We start from the raw sequence: 18,986 nt of genomic DNA on the forward strand, positions 1-18,986 counted from the left end.
TTACCCCACTGAACCTTCAAGACTAATTTCGAGCAGTTTGCCGGCTTCTACGGCAAATTCCATTGGTAGCTCTTTGAATACTTCTTTACAGAAACCGTTAACAATCATAGAAACGGCTTTCTCTGTGTCTAAGCCACGTTGCTGACACAAAAATAATTGTTCGTCGCTCACCTTCGATGTTGTCGCTTCGTGCTCAACAATGGCTGAAGGATTGCGGCTTTCGATATACGGGAATGTGTGTGCACCACACTTGTCGCCAATCAGCAGCGAGTCGCACTCGGTAAAGTTACGTGCACCGTCTGCCCGCGGGCCCATTTGGACCAAACCGCGATAGGCATTGTTACTATTCCCCGCTGATATACCTTTTGAAATGATGGTCGACTTGGTGTTTTTACCCACGTGAATCATCTTAGTACCGGTATCTGCCTGCTGACGGCCACGTGTTAGGGCTACTGAGTAGAACTCACCCACACTATTGTCGCCTTTAAGTACACAGCTTGGGTACTTCCACGTTACCGCAGAGCCCGTTTCAACCTGCGTCCAAGAGATTTTAGCGTTCGTGTGTGCAACACCGCGCTTGGTCACGAAGTTGTAAATACCGCCTTTACCGTTTTCATCGCCCGGGTACCAGTTTTGTACCGTCGAGTATTTGATTTGCGCATCGTCCATCGCAACCAGTTCAACCACAGCGGCGTGCAGCTGGTTTTCATCGCGCTGAGGTGCGGTACAGCCTTCTAGGTAGCTCACGTAGCTGCCTTCATCGGCAACAATAAGCGTACGTTCGAACTGACCGGTGTTCATTTCGTTAATACGGAAATAGGTTGATAGCTCCATAGGGCAGCGGGTGCCTTTTGGAATATAAACGAATGAACCGTCAGTAAATACTGCACTGTTTAGTGCCGCAAAGTAGTTGTCCGTGCGAGGAACCACAGAACCGATATATTTTTTCACAAGGTCTGGATACTTCTGAACCGCTTCAGAAATCGGGCAGAAAATTACCCCTGCGTCTTCCAACTTTTCGCGGAATGTCGTCACAACGGAAACCGAGTCGAATACCGCATCTACAGCTACACCCGCCAGCATTTCTTGCTCATGAAGCGGAATACCAAGCTTTTCGTAGGTACGCAGTAACTCTGGGTCCACCTCGTCTAGCGACTGAGGCTTGTCTTTCATACTCTTTGGTGCCGAGTAGTAAGAAATGGACTGATAGTCGATTTTTGGATAATCCACATGCGCCCAGTCTGGCTCTTCCATTTCAAGCCATGCACGATACGACTTCAAGCGCCATTCAAGCATCCATTCAGGCTCGTTTTTCATTGCTGATATGCGGCGGATAACCGACTCGTCCAGGCCGCTTTCAAACGTTTCTGACTCGATTTCTGAATAGAAACCTGCATCGTACTTTCTTTCTAACGCCTGTTCGATCTGTTCACTCATGTTGGGATCTCACTTGTTTGCCTGCATTTGCTGCCACTAAATTCGTTACTTAACTGGTAAATAAATCACCCCACGGTCTTGATGATTTATGTCGTTTCTCTAGGTTTGCACCATTTAAACGCTGCGATTATCGCCATTAAATTCAGTGCAAACTGCCAGTTACATTGAGGGCAGCCTAAAAATTTGGTGCGGTAGTATATAATACCCGACTATTTCACTCAAATATTCAGCCGTTTATTTCTAGCCGCAATAGTTTAAATTTCACTTACATGTAAAACGCGCGAAAAGCAGCACCTTATGCGCTTACTGCTTGACGTAATCGCGTTGTCACATCTGTGACTTTCTGTACCACGTAGTCAATGTCCTGTTGGGTCGTAAAACGCCCCACACTAAAGCGAATACCAGCATGAGCTAACTCGTTGCTTCTGCCGATAGCTTTTAGTACATAAGACGGTTCCAAACTTGCCGATGTACATGCCGAGCCTGAGGATACAGCGATATCGTTCAACCCCATCATTAAGCTTTCGCCATCTACACCCGCAAAACTGACATTTAATATGCCGGGAACACGTTGTGTTTCATGACCGTTTAAAAAAACGTCATCTAACTGCTTTAATCCATTCCATAACGACTCTCGAAGAACTTTAATACGTTCTCCCTCTGCAGCCATATTCTGGTTTGCAAGGGCGATAGCTTCTCCCATTCCCACAATTTGATGGGTTGCAAGGGTGCCGGAACGCATACCACGCTCGTGGCCACCACCATGGATTTGTGCCACCAGATTTATCTTCGGGCGACGACGCACATAAAGCGCTCCCATGCCTTTGGGGCCGTATATCTTGTGCGCGGAAATAGACAGTAAGTCGATAGGCAGCGCTGATAAATCGATGGCGATTTTCCCCACGCTTTGCGCACCATCCACGTGAAACAAGATGCCCTTTTCGCGACAAAGCGCGCCAATAGCTTGAATATCTTGAATAACCCCAAGTTCGTTGTTCACATGCATAACCGACACTAGGATGGTGTCGTCACGCAGTGCACTTTCAAGCTCTGCGACACTTATCAAACCGTCTTTTTGCACGTTTAAGTAGGTTACTTCAAACCCTTGGCCTTCAAGGAATTCACAGGTATCTAACACCGCTTTATGTTCGGTGTTTACCGTAATAATATGTTTGCCTTTGTTTTCTTTCCCTTGACCATAACCTTGCGCGACACCTTTAATAGCAAGGTTATTTGATTCTGTGGCACCAGACGTAAAAACGATTTCTCGAGGGTCACAGTTAAGCGCATCACTTATCTGGTTTCTTGCCACGTCTACGGCCTCTTCAGCCATCCAGCCAAAGCGGTAGCTGCGAGATGCTGGATTACCAAAGTTGCCATCTAACGTTAGGCACTTTGCCATTGCATCAGCCACTAACGGGTCGACAGGTGTCGTCGCTGCATAGTCGAGATAAATGGGCGTTGATAAAGCCATGTGTCTCTTAATACCTATCTATAATTGAATACTAACTTCAATGTCGTTGGTAATATTGCGCAAAGAGGCGTTATTGTCTTGACGCCCTGCTACTTCTTGTACGTCGCGCTTCGCCATTAGCTCACCAAGAGTGATTGAATTTAAAAATACAGAAATACGATCGCTTAAGTCTTGCCATAAACTGTGTGTAAGACAACGATCGCCGCCTTGGCAATCTGCCTGCCCTTGGCAACGCGTTGCATCAATAGATTCATCTACCGCACGTATTACCTCACCTATCGCGATTTCACTTGCCTGACGGCCTAGCAAATAACCACCACCTGGGCCGCGAACACTGTCTACTAGCTGTTCTTTGCGCAAACGTGAAAAAAGCTGCTCAAGGTAAGATAAAGAAATTTCTTGTCGTTCTGATATATCGGCAAGAGGCACTGGACCGCGCTTAGAATGCAAAGCCACATCAAGCATCGCGGTAACTGCATAGCGCCCTTTAGAAGTAAGTTTCATTGAATTCTCCCGCCGTTTTTTGATGCAGGAATTTTCACATACCTGACTAAAATGGTCAAGTATAAGACCCAGTAAATTAGTCAAGTATTATTGATTAAGTTAATCGTTTTCGCTGAACAAGCTAAATAGCTGGGTCAAAAGAGGAATGTGCCCTTTCCCTTTCTTGTCTTTCTGTCAGGTCAAACCCACTGTCTGCAAAGTCTTCAGCACTAATATTGTGAAGGTTATCAGTACATACATCGCCGCCCAGAGACTGAATAACTTTACACATTTCCTCTACTTTGGTGTCCATTTGATGCATGTGTTCAAGCATTATACCCATGGCGTTTGCCACTGGATCTGGGTTGTCAGGGGCAACCGCGTAAGCGTCGAAGCCATATTTCTCAGCAATTTTATCTCGGTTTGGGTTCACCGTTGTATTTTCACTTTGCTGTTTTGAAATAATAATTCGACCTGGGATGCCCACTGCGGTCGCACCGTCTGGAATGTCTTTCACGACCACAGAGTTAGACCCTACTTTGGCGTTTTCGCCAATAATGATAGGCCCCAAAACTTTCGCTCCTGCGCCCACCACTGCGCCTTTCTTAAGCGTTGGGTGACGCTTACCTGCTTTCCAGCTGGTTCCGCCCAGGGTCACGCCATGGTAAAGCGTAACATCATCGCCAATTTCGGCGGTTTCACCAATGACCACGCCCATGCCATGGTCAATAAATACCCGCCTACCCATTGTTGCACCTGGGTGGATTTCTATGCCCGTCAACCAGCGGCTAAAGGTTGATAATGTGCGCGCCAACCATTTCCACTCGGCTTTCCACAATTTGTGGCTAATACGGTGTAGCCACACCGCGTGGAGGCCTGGATAATTGGTTAGCACTTCAAACGTATTTCGCGCCGCAGGGTCGCGATGAAAAACCCCTTGAATATCATCTTTAATACGGGCAAACATGTGACTTACTCTTGCGATTCTTTTAGCGCATCTTCATTCATCGGCGCATCTACCCCGTCACTTTGACTTGGGCCTGTTGATTTAACTGATTTATCAATTGACGCTAAAATTCCGCGCAATATATTTAACTCTTGCGATTCTGGACGTGCGCGGTTAAACAAACGACGAAGCTTCGTCATCACCACACCAGGGTGACTTCTACGAATAAAAGACGTACTTTCCAACGTGGTTTCTAAATGCGTATAGAAACGCTCTAAATCTTCGTTTAATGGGTACTCTTCTTCTACGCTTGGGTAAATTTCGCGATTGAGATAGGCCATGCGGATTTCGTAGCACAGGGTTTGAACCGCTGCGGCTAGATTAAGCGAACTATATTCAGGGTTTGCCGGAATGCACATGTGAAAGTGACACTGCTGCAACTCTTCATTAGTTAAGCCACTATTTTCTCGGCCAAATACCAATGCCACAGGATATTTTTCTACTTCTTGGACGAGCTTTTCTCCGCAGTCGCGGGGACCCAGCATAGGCCATGAATGCGTGCGAGAACGGGCTGACGTGCCAACCACCAATCCGCAATCTTTTACGGCTTCTTCTAACGTATCCACAATTTTAGCGTTCGCGAGTACATCCCCTGCCCCTGCGGCTAGAGCGCTGGCTTGGCCATCAGGTTCATTCACCGGATTGACCAAATAGAGGCTACTGAGTCCCATGGTTTTCATGGCACGGGCGGTTGAACCAATGTTCCCCGTGTGGGATGTATTAACTAAAATGATGCGAATATTTTCTAACATGGGGGATGATACCTAATTACCGTTCTGCGTTCGCCAATGTAGCCTTGCTCTACCCTAGCGTCTTTATGCAATCTTATTGCTAAGATTGGTCGCGAGTGTACCATAGCGGCGTGATAGATGGCTATTCACCCTCTTGTTCTGGGAATTCATTTGCATCGCGCATAGATTCTGGTAGACTCCGCCCGTTTTCGAAAATAACTAGCTATTTTTTGTACAGCTTGGTTATTTCATTGATCTTTTACAATTGGTGGTTTATCTATGCATCCTATGCTGAATATTGCAGTGCGCGCTGCGCGTGCGGCTGGAACAGTTATTGTTCGCGGTTTTGAGAAATATAACGAAGTAGCAACAGAGTCTAAAGGCTTAAATGATTTTGTTACCCAAGTTGATAAAGAAGCAGAGCAAGCAATTATTGCTAAAATTCAGCAGTCCTTCCCAAATCACTGTTTTTTAGGTGAAGAATTTGGCGAAGTACTTGGCACAGAAACAGAATATCAGTGGATTATCGATCCACTAGATGGCACCACTAACTTTGTAAAAGGCATTCCTCACTTTGCGGTTTCAATCGCACTTCTTCATAAAGGTCGTTTAGACCAAGCCGTGGTATTTGACCCCATTCGCAGCGAACTATTCACCGCTAGTCGCGGTCAAGGTGCGCAGTTAAACGGCTACCGTATTCGCGCCTCTAAGCCGCGGGATTTGTCTGAAACGATTATTGCTACTGGCCTTCCTTTTAAAAATAAAGCCGCCTTTGGTGAGTACGCATTAAGCCTTAATAAAATCTTCCACGATGTAGGTGATATTCGCCGCGCCGGCAGTGCAGCGTTAGATTTAGCCTACGTGGCAGCAGGCCGCCATGACGGTTATTGGGAGCGTGGAATTAAGACCTGGGACATCGCAGCAGGCGAGCTTATTGTTCGCGAAGCGGGCGGCCTAGTTACCGACTTTAAAGGGAATAACGATCCGCTTCACAAAGGCGAAATTGTTGCCGGTAGCGCTAAGGTAGTTCAAGGCTTGGTCAAACACTTAAAATAAGTCATATAGACTAGGTCATGTCGTCTCTGGCTTTTGCCTTTGATGGTTTGCCTCAGCCCAGCACCACAACTCGGGCTAAATGAAAAGCACATGAAGGGACGAATTAAACCCATTCGTCCCTTTTTTAGCGCCCTGTGATGAGAACTCCCTCCCTTACCAAACCCAATAAAAACGACGTTATCCGAGCGCTATATCAAGCCGATAAGCTTAAACGCTAAAGGTAACGTTATTAATGCGATGGCGATTTGGGCCACCTTACCCGTTAGCCAATGGGATGCCTTTGCTTTCTTACCTAAAAGTGCGCCTGCGACATCACTGTATTTGCACAACAACAATAGTGCAACGCATATTAATGCGCTCAAAATGGCACATACCAGCATGGCCTTGTGCGCGGGCATTGCCCAATTCGTGATACCATAGCCAACAGCGATTATCACGCTTTGATGAATAACATACAAAGGAAAGACGTACGCGTTTGCCTTTGTCACAGCGGGGTGTGGCGTAACAAAAAGCATATTTGCCAATGCTAAAATAGCAAATAAGCTAATGACTTTAGCCAAGTAATACGACCATAAAGCGGTGTCTTTTATTAGCAGGTTGTCAGGATAGTAACGCCCTATCCCAAACCCCACTTCGTACAACAGGGTAAGTACAATGGCAAATACAACAAGGGCACTACGCTTGTCATTTAACCACCCCCAAAATTGTGCACGGCTACCAAAAAGATAACCCCAGACTAAACACGCTAAACCATAAAGGTCGCGCTTATCATCGCTGTCCTCTATTTGAGAAGCAAAAAGTGACAAAGAAACCAGTAGTACCAACCATGCACTGTTGAAGTTGCCCCATCGGCCGCGTATCCATGCAAGAGGCCGGTTAAAAATAACCAACAGTAACGTGAACCGCCAAAGAGAACGCAGAAACCACAGGTGGTTCACATCTACGTGATGCCAAATACCTGAACTAAAGCCCTCAAAATAGTCGTTTGCACCAAAATAAAACTGTATGAAAAATTGGCCTAACGATGTATCGATTGCGCCTTTTTGGGTCATTTCAACAAACAGCTGTATTGGGACAATGCCATAAACCCCGATTAATAGCGGAAGTAATATCGCATTACTTCTACGGGTTATTAAAAAATACACGCCGTATTTCTGCTGCATAACATACAGCGAGGTTCCCGCCACAAACCACAGCAACCCCATTCTCCATGGTGAACTTAACAGCATGATGTGTTGCAGCCAAAACCAATGGGTTTCTTGCTTAAAATGAAAATGCCACTCAGGTACCCAAATCATGCCCAAATGAAAAAAGAACAAAACAATAACGGCGAATACCCTAAGATAATCAAGCGCCACAATTCGAGAATTTTCTGAGTGTGCAAGTGTATGGTATTTTGTATTCATCGGGTCCCTTAATAAGATGAAGCGCGTTTGCCATTGTTGGCCACATAAGTGTGTAGAATCTATCAAGCAAGTTATTGAAAGTACGTTATAAAGTGACAAGCGGTGGAATTAAGTGACAGAAGGACAAATGTTCACATGATAAATAAAGCCAGGTTTCAAGCGCACCAAGGCGCGATATCTCTTTGCCTACTTGGCCTTTACTTCATCGTTAATGGGTTTATCAATAGCACCACGGTGTTGATGGAGGCCATGCGCACGCCCCCGTTACCTTTTGCGCAATGGGAGCCTTTTGTATGGGAATATACCAGTGCTTTTAGCAGCTTTTGCGTGGTGATGGCACTGGCTAACGTCCTAAACCGATATCCTTGGCGATGGGATCGCCCCACTTTTAGCATTGTGCTATACAGCGTCATGGGGCTCTGTTTTGCTGCCACCCATATTGTGTTGATGATTGCCAGTAGAGCGGTCATTTACGCATTGACTGGCAGTCACTACCAGTTCGCGACGTCTACAGAACAATGGTTCTTTGAACTCATTTATGAGATGCGCAAAGACCTGTGGTCTTTTGTGTTTTTCGTTGTCATGATTTGGTGTTATCGCTTTGTGGTGGCGCAATGGCTGGGGGACGCTAGAAAAATTGGGCTAAAACCCGCGTCATCGAAAGTAGACAATGCTACACATTCCATCGACGAGGAAGGCGTACATTGTGACGTACTACTCATTAAAAAGAACGGACGTGAATTTCTCATTAATAAGCAAGATATCAATTGGATGGTGTCTTCGGGGAATTATGTCAACCTGCATATTGGTGACAATGTCTACCCTATGCGTACAACACTAACCTCATTTTTAGATGAAAATGCTTACCTTCCCTTTGCACGGGTCCACCGTTCTTTTGCCGTTAATATGAATGATATTGAAAGCATGAAAGTCGCCGATAGCGGGGACGGCGTCATTAGGTTAAAAAACGGCCACACGGTCAAGATGTCGAGAAGATATAAACTGACTCTCGATAAATAACCCCATGTCGCAAATAAAAAAAGCCGCAACTCAGTGCGGCTTTCTACTTCATCAGTGTTATTCGGCGCGACACACCATTGCCTATTTACGGCATAGGATCTAAATCTGCACCTTCTTTTTCCACCTGCGGAGGCATCAGGTCTTCTTTACTGATACCCAAAGCAAGTGCAACTGAACTTGCAATGTAGATTGATGAATAAGTACCTACCACAACACCAAACAATAGTGCCGTCGCGAACCCATGTATTAGCGCACCGCCTTTGTAAAACAGCGCAACAAGCACAAGTACTGTGGTCAATGACGTAATAATGGTACGGTTTAACGTTTGAGTAAGCGAAGTATTGATGATGTCTACCGGCTCACCTTTTCGGATTTTGCGGAAGTTTTCACGAATACGGTCACACACAACAATGGTATCGTTAAGTGAATAACCTATCACCGCAAGTACCGCCGCCAACACAGTTAAATCGAACTCTATTTGCAATACAGAGAACAAGCCTAAAGTAAGAATAACATCGTGAGTTAGTGCAGATACGGACCCCAACGCAAAACGCCATTCGAATCGCATTGCCACGTAAACTAAGATACATAGCAGCGCCACTAACATCGCAAGACCACCTTGCTCAGTGAGTTCTTCGCCTACATTCGGCCCTACAAACTCAATTCTTCGCATATCCACTGCTGTACCGTCAGCACGTAAGGCTTCAAGTACTTGTTCGCCAATGGTAACGGCTTTCACACCATCTCTAGGCGAAATGCGAATAAGCACGTCTTGGCTGCTACCAAAGTTCTGCACAATGGCATCACCAAAATTGGCCTCGTTCAACTTTCCGCGAATATCACTTAAGTTTGCGGCGTCTTCATAGCCCACTTCAATTAGGGTCCCGCCCGTGAAATCAAGCCCCCAATTAAGGCTGTTCACGCCTAGAGAGACGAATGAACCAATGATAAGAAGAGTAGATAGCACCATCGCAGGAAAGCGAAGGCGCATAAAGTTGACGCTGTCGGATAGTTTTAATAATTGCATGTTACGCTCCTTAAATTGCCAACTTCTCAAGACGTTTCCCACCCCATACCGCATTAACAATAACGCGAGTCACTAAAATGGCGGTAAACATAGAGGTAGCGATACCTATCATAAGCGTAATCGAAAAGCCTTTAATAGGGCCGGTGCCCACAGCGAAAAGGATTAAACCCGCAATAAAGGTAGTTATATTTGCATCAAGAATAGTTGAAAACGCACTGTCGTACCCTTGATGGATAGCTTGTTGTGGACTTCGTCCATCACGTAATTCTTCTCGAATTCGCTCGAATATAAGTACATTCGCGTCGACGGCCATACCTACTGTCAAAACAATGCCAGCCATACCCGGCAAGGTAAGGGTCGCACCAGGGATCATCGACATAATGCCCACAATCATGACTAGGTTTGTCATCAGTGCGATGTTCGCTACCACACCAAACGCTTTGTAGTAAATAAGCATAAAGACAAGCACAGCTGCAAGGCCGTAAACAATCGCTTGCATACCCAATTCGATATTTTCCTTACCTAGGCTTGGACCCACCGTGCGTTCTTCAACAATTTGGATGGGAGCAATCAGAGCACCAGCACGCAAAAGTAATGCTAAATCACGCGCTTCTTTGGGTGAATCAAGGCCGGTAATTTGAAACTTACTGCCCAATTGGGCACGAATGGTGGCCACAGAAATAACCTGTTCATGTTTTTCAAATACCAATTTACCTTCGTCGTTTCGTTCATCGGTAGATTTGTATTCAATAAAAACTGTCGCCATGGGCTTGCCAATATTGCCACGGGTTGAACGGGACATTTTATTGCCGCCTTCAGAATCTAGCGATATGTTTACATTGGGTAGGCCATATTCATCCACACCGCTGTTAGCGTCAATGATGTGGCTACCTGTAAGCATAATGCGCTTTTCAAGCAACTGGGGAATTCCTTGTTGGTCTTCAATAATTTGAGAACCCGGAGGGACTCGGCCATTTAGCGCATCACGTATATCGTTTTTCTGATCCACCATCCGAAACTCTAGCGTGGCCGTAGCATTTAGAATTTCTTTCGCCCGCGCGGTGTCTTGAATACCGGGCAACTGCACAACAATTCGTTCCGCACCTTGTTTTTGCACCAGCGGTTCTGCTACACCTAATTGGTTCACACGGTTGCGAATAATCGTAATATTTTGCTTTACCGCATTTTCACGAATTTCTTGAAGCTTGGCTTCAGAGAACACTGCGCGAAGCACAAGATCGTCAACTTGCGTATAGGTTAGGTCACGATTTTGATTTCGAAGAAAGAATTCGGCTTTATCTAACGCTTCTTCATCACGGAAGGTAATGTCAACGTGGTTATCTTTTTGTGTGACCCCACGGTAACGAATACCTTCTTCACGAAGAGACGTTCTAAATCCACTTTCCGCATCTTCTAATGATTTTGTAATCACCTCAGACATATCAACTTCCATTAGGAAGTGAACACCACCACGTAGGTCTAGGCCTAGCTTCATTGGAGTGCCGCCTAATTCCTCTAACCATTCTGGCGTATCTGGGGCAAGGTTCATTGCGACAAAATAGTCATCACCTAGCGCAGACTCGAGCGCTTCTCTTGCAACCAATTGTGAATCAGAATCTGGTACGCGAACGAGAATCTGCTCATCAGCAAATTCAATGCGTTTTACTGAAATGTTTTTTTCCGCTAGGGTCGATTTTACCTGTTCAACCATAGATTCGGTGACCGTAGCGTCGCGGCCAGCAGAAATCTGAACCGCGTGATCTTCACCGTAAATATTAGGAAGCGCATACAGCGCGCACAAGCCGATAACGACTATGGCACATAGTACCTTCCACAGAGAGTTTTTGTTTAGCACTGGATATTCCTTTCGTGCCAGCACCGGGAAGCTTCCCGGCCCCGGCGTATCTCAATTACAGCGACTTCATTGTGCCTTTTGGTAACAACGCCGTTACCGATGACTTTTGAACAACAATGTTGTTAGTGTCGTTAAGGGCAATTTCGATAAAGTCTTTTTCCTCAGACACTTTGGTAATCTTACCCACAAGACCACCTTGAGTAAGCACCTCATCGCCCTTACCCAGTGAAGACACTAGGCTTTTATGCTCTTTTACACGCTTAGCTTGCGGGCGGTATAGAAGAAAGTAAAAAATTAAACCGAATACTGCCAACATGATTAGCATTTCCATGCCACCACCTTGTTGACCACCTGCTGATTGCGCATACGCGTTTGAAATGAATAGGCTCATAAATTTCCCCAATAATTATCGTTGTTATAGTGCCGGAACCGGCAACCCTTTTTGTTCATAAAATTCTTGTACAAACTGTTCAAGCGTGCCTGCATCAATGGCATCGCGAAGACCTTGCATTACACGCTGATAGTAACGAAGATTATGGATGGTATTTAATCGCGCACCCAATATCTCGTTACACTTGTCCAAATGATGTAGATAGGAGCGAGAATAGTTTTTACAAGTGTAACAGTCGCATTTTTCGTCCAAAGGAGACGTATCATTACGATGTTTTGCGTTACGTATTTTCACTATCCCTTCGGTTACGAACAGATGACCATTTCGCGCGTTACGCGTTGGCATAACGCAGTCGAACATATCAATACCGCGTCTTACCGACTCCACTAAATCCTCAGGCTTACCTACCCCCATAAGATAGCGTGGCTTGTCTTCTGGAATTTGCGGAGCAGTATGATCAATAATGCGGATCATGTCTTCTTTGGGTTCACCCACCGACAAACCACCAATGGCATAACCGTCAAACCCAATCGCTTCTAAGCCAGCAAGTGAAACGTCGCGTAACCCTTCATACATACCACCTTGGATGATACCAAACAAAGCAGCAGGATTATCGCCGTGGGCTTCTTTTGAACGCTTAGCCCAACGCAATGACATTTCCATGGAAACCCGCGCTTCCTGCTCTGTAGCAGGGTAAGGCGTACATTCGTCAAAAATCATCACGATGTCCGAACCTAAATCCCGCTGAACTTCCATTGATTTCTCAGGCGTAAGTAGAATTTTTTCACCATTAATAGGTGAGCGGAAGGTCACGCCTTCTTCAGTGATTTTGCGCAAATCACCCAAACTAAATACTTGGAAGCCGCCAGAATCAGTAAGAATAGGCTTATCCCAATTCATGAAGTCGTGTAAATCGCCGTGTTGGCGAATAATTCCCGTGCCTGGGCGAAGCATTAAGTGAAACGTATTTCCCAGACAGATATGAGCACCACTGTCATCTAATTCTTCTGGGGTCATCCCCTTAACGGTACCGTAAGTACCAACAGGCATAAACGCGGGGGTTTCAACAACACCACGTTCAAATACCAAACGACCGCGTCTTGCGCGACCATCGGTTTTTAACAACTCAAATTGCATGTGAAAGCATTCCCATTCTGATACGCCTTTTGGCGTGGTATAAATTGCGCCCTTGGCGCTGGGTATAAATATAAATTGGCGGCGATTATACCAGTAATTCCACTGAGATCATGCCCCGTATCTATGTTTCTCGCGAAGTCAGCGAATACTGGCCATACTTAGCACTTCTTAATAAACATACTATCGCCGTAACTGAAGAACCGATATTCCTGCTCAATGGCTTCTTGATAAGCCGACATCACATGCTCTTTTCCTGCAAATGCACTGATTAACATCATCAACGTAGACTCTGGCAGATGGAAATTTGTGAACATAGCATCAACCACTTTGAAGTTGAATCCAGGGTAAATAAAAATATCCGTATCTGCGTAAAATGGTGCAATCAGCTCGTCACCAGCGGCTTTCGCCGCCGACTCTAACGAACGAACAGACGTGGTGCCAACCGCAATTACCCGGTGACCTGCGGCTTTAGTTTCACGCACAGCATCTACCACTGAATCTGGAACTTCCGCGTATTCTGCATGCATTTTGTGTTCTAAAATGTTGTCCACTCTCACTGGCTGGAAAGTGCCAGCTCCAACATGCAAGGTTACAAATGCGAGCTTTACCCCCTTACGCGTTAGGGCAGCCAAAATGTCGTCATCAAAGTGAAGGCCTGCAGTAGGCGCCGCAACTGCGCCAGGCTTATCGTTGTAAACGGTTTGGTAACGTTCTTTATCCGAGGTTTCATCTGGCCGGTCAATATAAGGAGGTAGCGGCATGTGACCATGAGCTTCCAATAATTGCAGCACTGTTTCTTCATGGTTGAAAGTAAGCACAAACAAAGCCTCTTCTCGACCTTTAACGGTCACATTGACTTTGTCTTCTAGCGTCAGCTTAGTTCCCGGCTTAGGCGCTTTACTCGCGCGAACATGCGCAAGGGCGGTATGTTCATCGATGATACGCTCTACCAAGACTTCAACTTGCCCACCGGTTTCCTTCTTGCCCAATAACCGAGCAGGGATAACTCGAGTGTTATTAAAAACAAGCAGGTCACCTTCGTCCACAAGATCTAACATGTCAGTGAACATACTGTGGCTCACCTTCCCTGTTTTGCCATCCAGTTGCAGCAACCGGCTGGCAGAACGATTTTCAGTGGGGTATTTGGCGATGAGTTTTTCGGGAAGTGTAAAGCTAAATTCAGATAATTTCATAGTTGATCATTTCGTTATTACGTCTCAATTTACACCTGAGTGTGATTGATTAAGTTGCGCTAAGTTTCGTTTAGATTATACTTACGTCTAAGTTTTTCGCGAAAACATCCCCCTACCAAAGCCTTAGAAATCCTACCACTTAAGCTTTAAGTATTTTTTTTAATACCTACTTATCGCTTAAAATACGCACAATCAAAAAATAACGCTAGCGAGCATATGCTTAAACGATTAACATTTGCTCCAGATAGTGATGATGTTCTCCCATAACATTCCTTATCGTTCGTACCCGGCATTTGTCGGGTACTTTTTTATCCGCCCTATTCTACTCTTTTGATGCGTCAAGATCAGTTAAGATTTCTTCTAATAAGTTAGCATCCACAGGCCGAGCTTTTAGTACGTACAAAATTTGTACGAGCAAATCTGCCCCCATAATTCCTTTATTCACTTTATTCCTTAGGTTATCCGCACTTTGTTGTACGCCAATGTCGGCTAAACGTGCACTTAACCCCTGATATTTGACGCCACGTACCGACATTTCAGACTTTACTAGCCGCGCTACCGCTTCTCGCCACGCATTTTTTGCACTCAAGAAACACCCCATTTGTGATATATAATTTACAAAAACACACTTTTTTACACATTAAAAGCGTATTCGTTATTGACGATTATGGCAGATAGTGGCTACACTGCAAGTCAAGATTATTGGCGAATGCGAAAATACTGGTTACAGTAGCGTTCGACATTATCGCTTCAATTTGAAAGGAGAACTGTATGAGTTGGGATCTTGAAAGTATCGAGGCTCTATTTAAGGACCACGATGACTTTGTGGTTACACGTGAAGAAAACTGTTTGCTTATTGCAAATCAAGATGGCATCGATGCATGGCTAGCCATCAGCGGTGAGCAGATTTTGGTTGAAAGTTTGTTATTTGCCGCAGATGAAGTGAAAGACAAACCTGCATTGGATCACGAAATTTTGTCTAGCCATATGGTTTTCCCATTAACCACGGTGGGAATTTCAACCATAGGGACTGAAGAATACTACACGGCCTTTGGCGCATTAAGCGCACAGTCGAAAGCAGAAAGTATTGTGATTGAAGTAGAGACTCTGTTTCAAAATGTTGCATCGTTTTTAGATGCTTATGAAACTCACCTTAAATAAAATTTTCTTCTAAGGAGAAGCGAATGTCAGTGTGGAAAAAATTAGTAACGGCTGTTAAGGGTGGTGCAACTGAGGCAGCGCAGACAGTAGTAGATAGTCAAGCTATTCGAATTTTGGAACAAGAAATTCGTGAAGCGAAAGAGGAACTGCGCAAATCCGATCACGCACGCACGCAAATTTTAGCGAAATGCAAATTGTCTCAACAGAAAGTGGACAGCTTTGACTCATCCATTGCCGAGTACGAAACTCACGCCAGAAAGGCCATAGACTCGGATCGACAACTAGCATTAGACTGTGCTCAGAAAGTCGCAGAACTGAAAGAAGAGCGTGAGCAAGAGCAAGCGTATTTAGACCAGTTCAAGCAGTCCGAAAGACAACTTGCACAGAACATTCAACAGGCTAAAGCTAACCTACGTCGCCTTGAGCAACAAGTGGATATGGTTAAGGCCACAGAAAGCGTTCAAAAGGCACAAGTGGCGGTATCCTCCCGTCATATGGGGGCCAATAGCAAAATGAAAACGGCCACTGAATCTTTGTCTCGTATTCAGGAAAAGCAAAAAATGCGTAATGCAGAATTGCAAGCTGCAGAAGAGCTTGCCAGCGATGAATCGAGTAGCGATTTAGAAAAACGTTTATCTGAAGCTGGTATTAAAGGCGGAAAAAATTCAGCAGACGATGAGCTAGCCCGCATCTTGGGTAATTAAGGCAGAACGGGAGCAATTAGCTCCCGTTTTTCTTAACGTACGGACACCGCCTTCGGGCAAACTGAATAAAAACAAAAAAGGTGATGTCATCTATGACCTCATGGATAAAAGTACGCAGAATTATGCTGCAGTATTTTGCCGAGTCACGGTGGTACACTATTTTAGGTGCCACTGTTTTTTATGGAATTTCCAGCTATTGGCTTCTATATGCAGCCGGTGAAAACGACCTTATTGCCCGTGCTGACTTTATATATTGGTTAGCCGTCACAGCGTCAACGGTAGGCTATGGCGATCTCTCGCCTGTCAGTAGCGCCGGCAAGCTCATTGTGGCGTTTTACGTAATTCCGTTAGGTTTGAGTATTTTCGCCATGGTCATTGGCCGAATTGCTGCCTGGGTGTCTGAACAGTGGAGAAAAGGATTGATGGGTATGACGAGTTTACAATCGAATCAACATATTCTTGTTATTGGGTGGAATGAACAGCGCACCATGTTGTTGTTAAATTTATTGCTTCAAGAACGAGAAGCCATGAGTGTAAAACCGGACATTGTGTTGTGCGTTAAAGCGGACATTACCAATCCCATGCCCGGTGTGATTGAATTTGTAAAAGTCGATTCATTCAACAAAGATGAAGACATGGATAGAGCATGCGTAGCAACCGCCCAAACCATACTTGTCGATAATCCTCAAGATGACGTGACGATGACAACGGCTTTGTATTGTGCCAAACGTAATCCTGATGCCCATCAAGTCGCCTATTTCAATGACGACAGTTTGGTTAGCCTATTACAAGAGCATTGCCCTAAAGTGGAGTGCACGCCCAGTGTGGCAGTAGAAATGCTCGCAAAGGCTGCCTTTGACCCAGGTTCCAGTATGCTTCACCACGATTTACTTAGCGTGGATGAAGGGCAAGCACAATTTTCAGTAAAAATACCGCCAGATAGCCCCAATATTTCAGTCGCGAAGCTTTTTATCAATTTGAAAAAGCACCACGATGCCATATTTATAGGGTATGCACCAAAGGGGCAAGTAAAGGAAATGGTGGTGAACCCTCCCCTAGAAACTAATTTGTCCCCTAGCGATACCCTGTTCTATATTGCTGAACGGCGTATTTCGGCAATAAACTGGTCATCACTGAATGCCGAGTAAACCCATGTTAGGAGCACAAAATGTTCAGTAAACTGTTTAAGAAAAAGACTGAAGATAAACCTAAAACGCCTGAAGTTATGGGGTTGTATTTAGGCGGTTCCTTTGAGCTGGACAACCTAAAAATGTCCTTATTAGAACCGTCACTGGTCATTGAAAAATCAGCGCGCTCCCAACTTATTCAAGCGGTGGGTGAAGCGCCTCTCGATACAGGTGGAACCCTGCTACGTTTTTATACCGATGATGATGGCTTTTTGCAGGTAGTATTAGACGGAGGCATGACTGAAAACCATATTACCGACGTCAAACTTTGGCATTTTTACGAAACTAAAACCGTTGGTTCTCAGTCACAATGGGACAACTGTTTAGCATCATTAATTAGCCAACCTACCTATGAAATTGAAGGTTACACTTTTACTCGTGTTTGGGAAGCCGTAGGTAACGACTCCCCGCCCGTTGCGGTAACAGAAACGACCTACGAAGAGGACGGAGACATCAGTAAAACCGATCAGTTTATGATGCTCTACGAACGTGAGATTGAAAATGATAGAGTGGAGTCACTACTTGTCGTAGGCGAAGAGAAACAGGTGGGAAACAACCTAGATCGCTGCCTTGTCATCTCAACTGGCTTTGATATTCAACCCGCTGATATTACGATTAACGGTTAATAATAAAGGAAACACCATGGAAACAATCATGAACTCATTAGCTGGCCTAGATAATTTTGCGCTTTACTTCGGCTTGTCTATTGTTTTTCTCTTCGTGTTTAAGTTGGTCTATGCACTAGTTACCCCCCATGATGAATGGAAATTAGTGAAAGAAGAGAAAAATGTAGCTGCTGCTATAGGCTTTGCCGGCGCTATAGTGGGTTTTGCTATAGCGTTGGGAAGTGCTGCCTCAAACTCGGTAGCCATAATCGACTTTATCATTTGGGCTGTGGTGGCGATTATCGCGCAATCTCTCGCCTTTGCTTTGTTGCGATTTACATTTATGCCCAAAATTGCACAACGCATTAATGAAAATGAAGTATCTGCAGGCGTGATGCTTGCTGGTATGTCCATAGCGGTAGGCCTTTTAAACGCGGCCTGCATGACGTACTAAGGAGGCAACAATGAAAACGGGTTCCTCTAACAAAACAGATACACCACTAAAAGCACGTAAACGCAGTACAATTAACGTAGCGAAAATGCGTAAAGCGTTCACCCTAAAGCCGTTGGCAGTGGGGGTAGCCGGAGTATTTCTAAGTGCTTGCGCGGATGAACGTCAAGATGCCACTATTTATACGTCCATTGATGACTGTAAGCAAGATTACCCAAACGCCATAGAAAAGTGTGAAGCTGCCTACCAAACTGCGGTAGAAGAAGCACAACGCACCAGCCCCCGATTTAATACAGAGTATGACTGTGAGTACGAATTTGGCCCTAACCAATGTCGTACAGTCAATACCAATAATGGCAGTTTCTTTATGCCATTCATGGCCGGTTTTATGGTGAGTCAACTTTTATCACCCAACCGTTATTACTCTCAACCTCTTTATACGTCTTACTCGTATAACTCCCCTTTTCGCTCACGATGGATATCAGCCGACGGTTATGTGTTTGATGGCGATATTCGTAAACGCAATTACAAAGTACGTTCAGAAACGTTTAAACCTAAACCCACCGTTAATCGCACCATGAAGCGTGGTGGCTTTGGCAGTAGCGTTAGGGCGAAGTCTTCTTGGGGCAGTAGCGCTCGAAAAGGCAGTTGGGGCGGATAAC

20 protein-coding genes are annotated in these 18,986 nt (G+C 45.1%); 8 read left to right on the top strand and 12 right to left on the bottom strand.

The features are described 5' to 3' along the window. From sufB to trmJ, 5 genes are all read right to left on the bottom strand, one after another. Entirely contained in the window at positions 1–1,437 is a 1,437-nt protein-coding gene (gene sufB / locus EP13_RS12710) for a Fe-S cluster assembly protein SufB (protein ID WP_012519007.1), read from the bottom strand. A gap of 295 nt (positions 1,438–1,732) precedes the next feature. Next, positions 1,733–2,911: an IscS subfamily cysteine desulfurase gene (locus tag EP13_RS12715; protein ID WP_044057614.1), complete on the bottom strand. Its 1,179-nt coding sequence runs from the start codon at positions 2,909–2,911 to the stop codon at positions 1,733–1,735. A gap of 18 nt (positions 2,912–2,929) precedes the next feature. After that, entirely contained in the window at positions 2,930–3,415 is a 486-nt protein-coding gene (gene iscR / locus EP13_RS12720) for a Fe-S cluster assembly transcriptional regulator IscR (RefSeq protein ID WP_044057615.1), read from the bottom strand. Positions 3,416–3,536: 121 nt separating this feature from the next. Beyond that, the gene (gene cysE, locus EP13_RS12725; RefSeq protein ID WP_044057616.1) at positions 3,537–4,361 is read right to left on the bottom strand and encodes a serine O-acetyltransferase; all 825 of its coding nucleotides are present in this window, start codon (positions 4,359–4,361) and stop codon (positions 3,537–3,539) included. Between the two features lie 5 nt (positions 4,362–4,366). Further along, entirely contained in the window at positions 4,367–5,152 is a 786-nt protein-coding gene (trmJ, locus tag EP13_RS12730) for a tRNA (cytosine(32)/uridine(32)-2'-O)-methyltransferase TrmJ (RefSeq protein ID WP_044057617.1), read from the bottom strand. Positions 5,153–5,410: 258 nt separating this feature from the next. Between trmJ and suhB the strand changes: the two genes are divergently transcribed. Next, complete coding sequence (suhB, locus tag EP13_RS12735) at positions 5,411–6,187, top strand: inositol-1-monophosphatase (protein ID WP_044057618.1); 777 nt, start codon at positions 5,411–5,413, stop codon at positions 6,185–6,187. A gap of 188 nt (positions 6,188–6,375) precedes the next feature. Here suhB and EP13_RS12740 read toward each other — a convergent pair whose 3' ends face one another. Beyond that, positions 6,376–7,593 carry an acyltransferase family protein gene (locus EP13_RS12740; protein WP_044057619.1) on the bottom strand — a complete coding sequence of 406 codons (1,218 nt, stop codon included), beginning with the start codon at positions 7,591–7,593 and terminating at the stop codon, positions 6,376–6,378. 135 nt (positions 7,594–7,728) lie between these two features. Between EP13_RS12740 and EP13_RS12745 the strand changes: the two genes are divergently transcribed. Beyond that, entirely contained in the window at positions 7,729–8,613 is an 885-nt protein-coding gene (locus EP13_RS12745; protein WP_044057620.1) for a LytTR family DNA-binding domain-containing protein, read from the top strand. Positions 8,614–8,698: 85 nt separating this feature from the next. On the opposite strand, the gene secF is transcribed toward EP13_RS12745, so the two are convergent. The 6 genes from secF to EP13_RS12775 all read right to left on the bottom strand — a co-directional run bounded on the left by secF (position 8,699) and on the right by EP13_RS12775 (position 14,751). Next, entirely contained in the window at positions 8,699–9,640 is a 942-nt protein-coding gene (gene secF, locus EP13_RS12750) for a protein translocase subunit SecF (RefSeq protein ID WP_044057621.1), read from the bottom strand. A 10-nt stretch (positions 9,641–9,650) separates the two neighbouring features. Continuing rightward, positions 9,651–11,495 carry a protein translocase subunit SecD gene (gene secD, locus EP13_RS12755; protein ID WP_044057622.1) on the bottom strand — a complete coding sequence of 615 codons (1,845 nt, stop codon included), beginning with the start codon at positions 11,493–11,495 and terminating at the stop codon, positions 9,651–9,653. Between the two features lie 55 nt (positions 11,496–11,550). Beyond that, complete coding sequence (gene yajC / locus EP13_RS12760) at positions 11,551–11,886, bottom strand: preprotein translocase subunit YajC (RefSeq protein ID WP_044057623.1); 336 nt, start codon at positions 11,884–11,886, stop codon at positions 11,551–11,553. Positions 11,887–11,910: 24 nt separating this feature from the next. After that, positions 11,911–13,023, bottom strand: a complete 1,113-nt coding sequence (tgt, locus tag EP13_RS12765; RefSeq protein ID WP_044057624.1) for a tRNA guanosine(34) transglycosylase Tgt — start codon at positions 13,021–13,023, stop codon at positions 11,911–11,913. Between the two features lie 158 nt (positions 13,024–13,181). After that, entirely contained in the window at positions 13,182–14,216 is a 1,035-nt protein-coding gene (queA, locus tag EP13_RS12770) for a tRNA preQ1(34) S-adenosylmethionine ribosyltransferase-isomerase QueA (RefSeq protein ID WP_044057625.1), read from the bottom strand. 322 nt (positions 14,217–14,538) lie between these two features. Next, positions 14,539–14,751, bottom strand: a complete 213-nt coding sequence (locus EP13_RS12775; RefSeq protein ID WP_231401314.1) for a DUF6471 domain-containing protein — start codon at positions 14,749–14,751, stop codon at positions 14,539–14,541. A gap of 236 nt (positions 14,752–14,987) precedes the next feature. Here EP13_RS12775 and EP13_RS12780 point away from each other — a divergent pair, with 236 nt between their 5' ends. The 6 genes from EP13_RS12780 to EP13_RS12805 all read left to right on the top strand — a co-directional run bounded on the left by EP13_RS12780 (position 14,988) and on the right by EP13_RS12805 (position 18,985). Next, positions 14,988–15,377 (top strand): DUF2170 family protein, encoded by a 390-nt coding sequence (locus EP13_RS12780; protein ID WP_044057627.1) that lies wholly within the window; start codon positions 14,988–14,990, stop codon positions 15,375–15,377. Positions 15,378–15,400: 23 nt separating this feature from the next. Beyond that, positions 15,401–16,081 (top strand): PspA/IM30 family protein, encoded by a 681-nt coding sequence (locus EP13_RS12785; protein ID WP_044057628.1) that lies wholly within the window; start codon positions 15,401–15,403, stop codon positions 16,079–16,081. A gap of 92 nt (positions 16,082–16,173) precedes the next feature. Beyond that, positions 16,174–17,229 carry a potassium channel family protein gene (locus tag EP13_RS12790; RefSeq protein WP_197035930.1) on the top strand — a complete coding sequence of 352 codons (1,056 nt, stop codon included), beginning with the start codon at positions 16,174–16,176 and terminating at the stop codon, positions 17,227–17,229. A 20-nt stretch (positions 17,230–17,249) separates the two neighbouring features. Continuing rightward, positions 17,250–17,894 carry a YjfK family protein gene (locus EP13_RS12795; RefSeq protein ID WP_044057629.1) on the top strand — a complete coding sequence of 215 codons (645 nt, stop codon included), beginning with the start codon at positions 17,250–17,252 and terminating at the stop codon, positions 17,892–17,894. Between the two features lie 16 nt (positions 17,895–17,910). After that, complete coding sequence (locus EP13_RS12800; protein WP_044057630.1) at positions 17,911–18,327, top strand: DUF350 domain-containing protein; 417 nt, start codon at positions 17,911–17,913, stop codon at positions 18,325–18,327. A gap of 10 nt (positions 18,328–18,337) precedes the next feature. Beyond that, positions 18,338–18,985, top strand: coding sequence for a DUF1190 family protein (locus EP13_RS12805; protein ID WP_052364391.1), 648 nt, complete (start codon positions 18,338–18,340; stop codon positions 18,983–18,985). Position 18,986 lies beyond the last annotated feature (1 nt).

The sequence above is a fragment of the Alteromonas australica genome (assembly GCF_000730385.1).
In the GTDB taxonomy this organism is placed as follows: domain Bacteria; phylum Pseudomonadota; class Gammaproteobacteria; order Enterobacterales; family Alteromonadaceae; genus Alteromonas; species Alteromonas australica.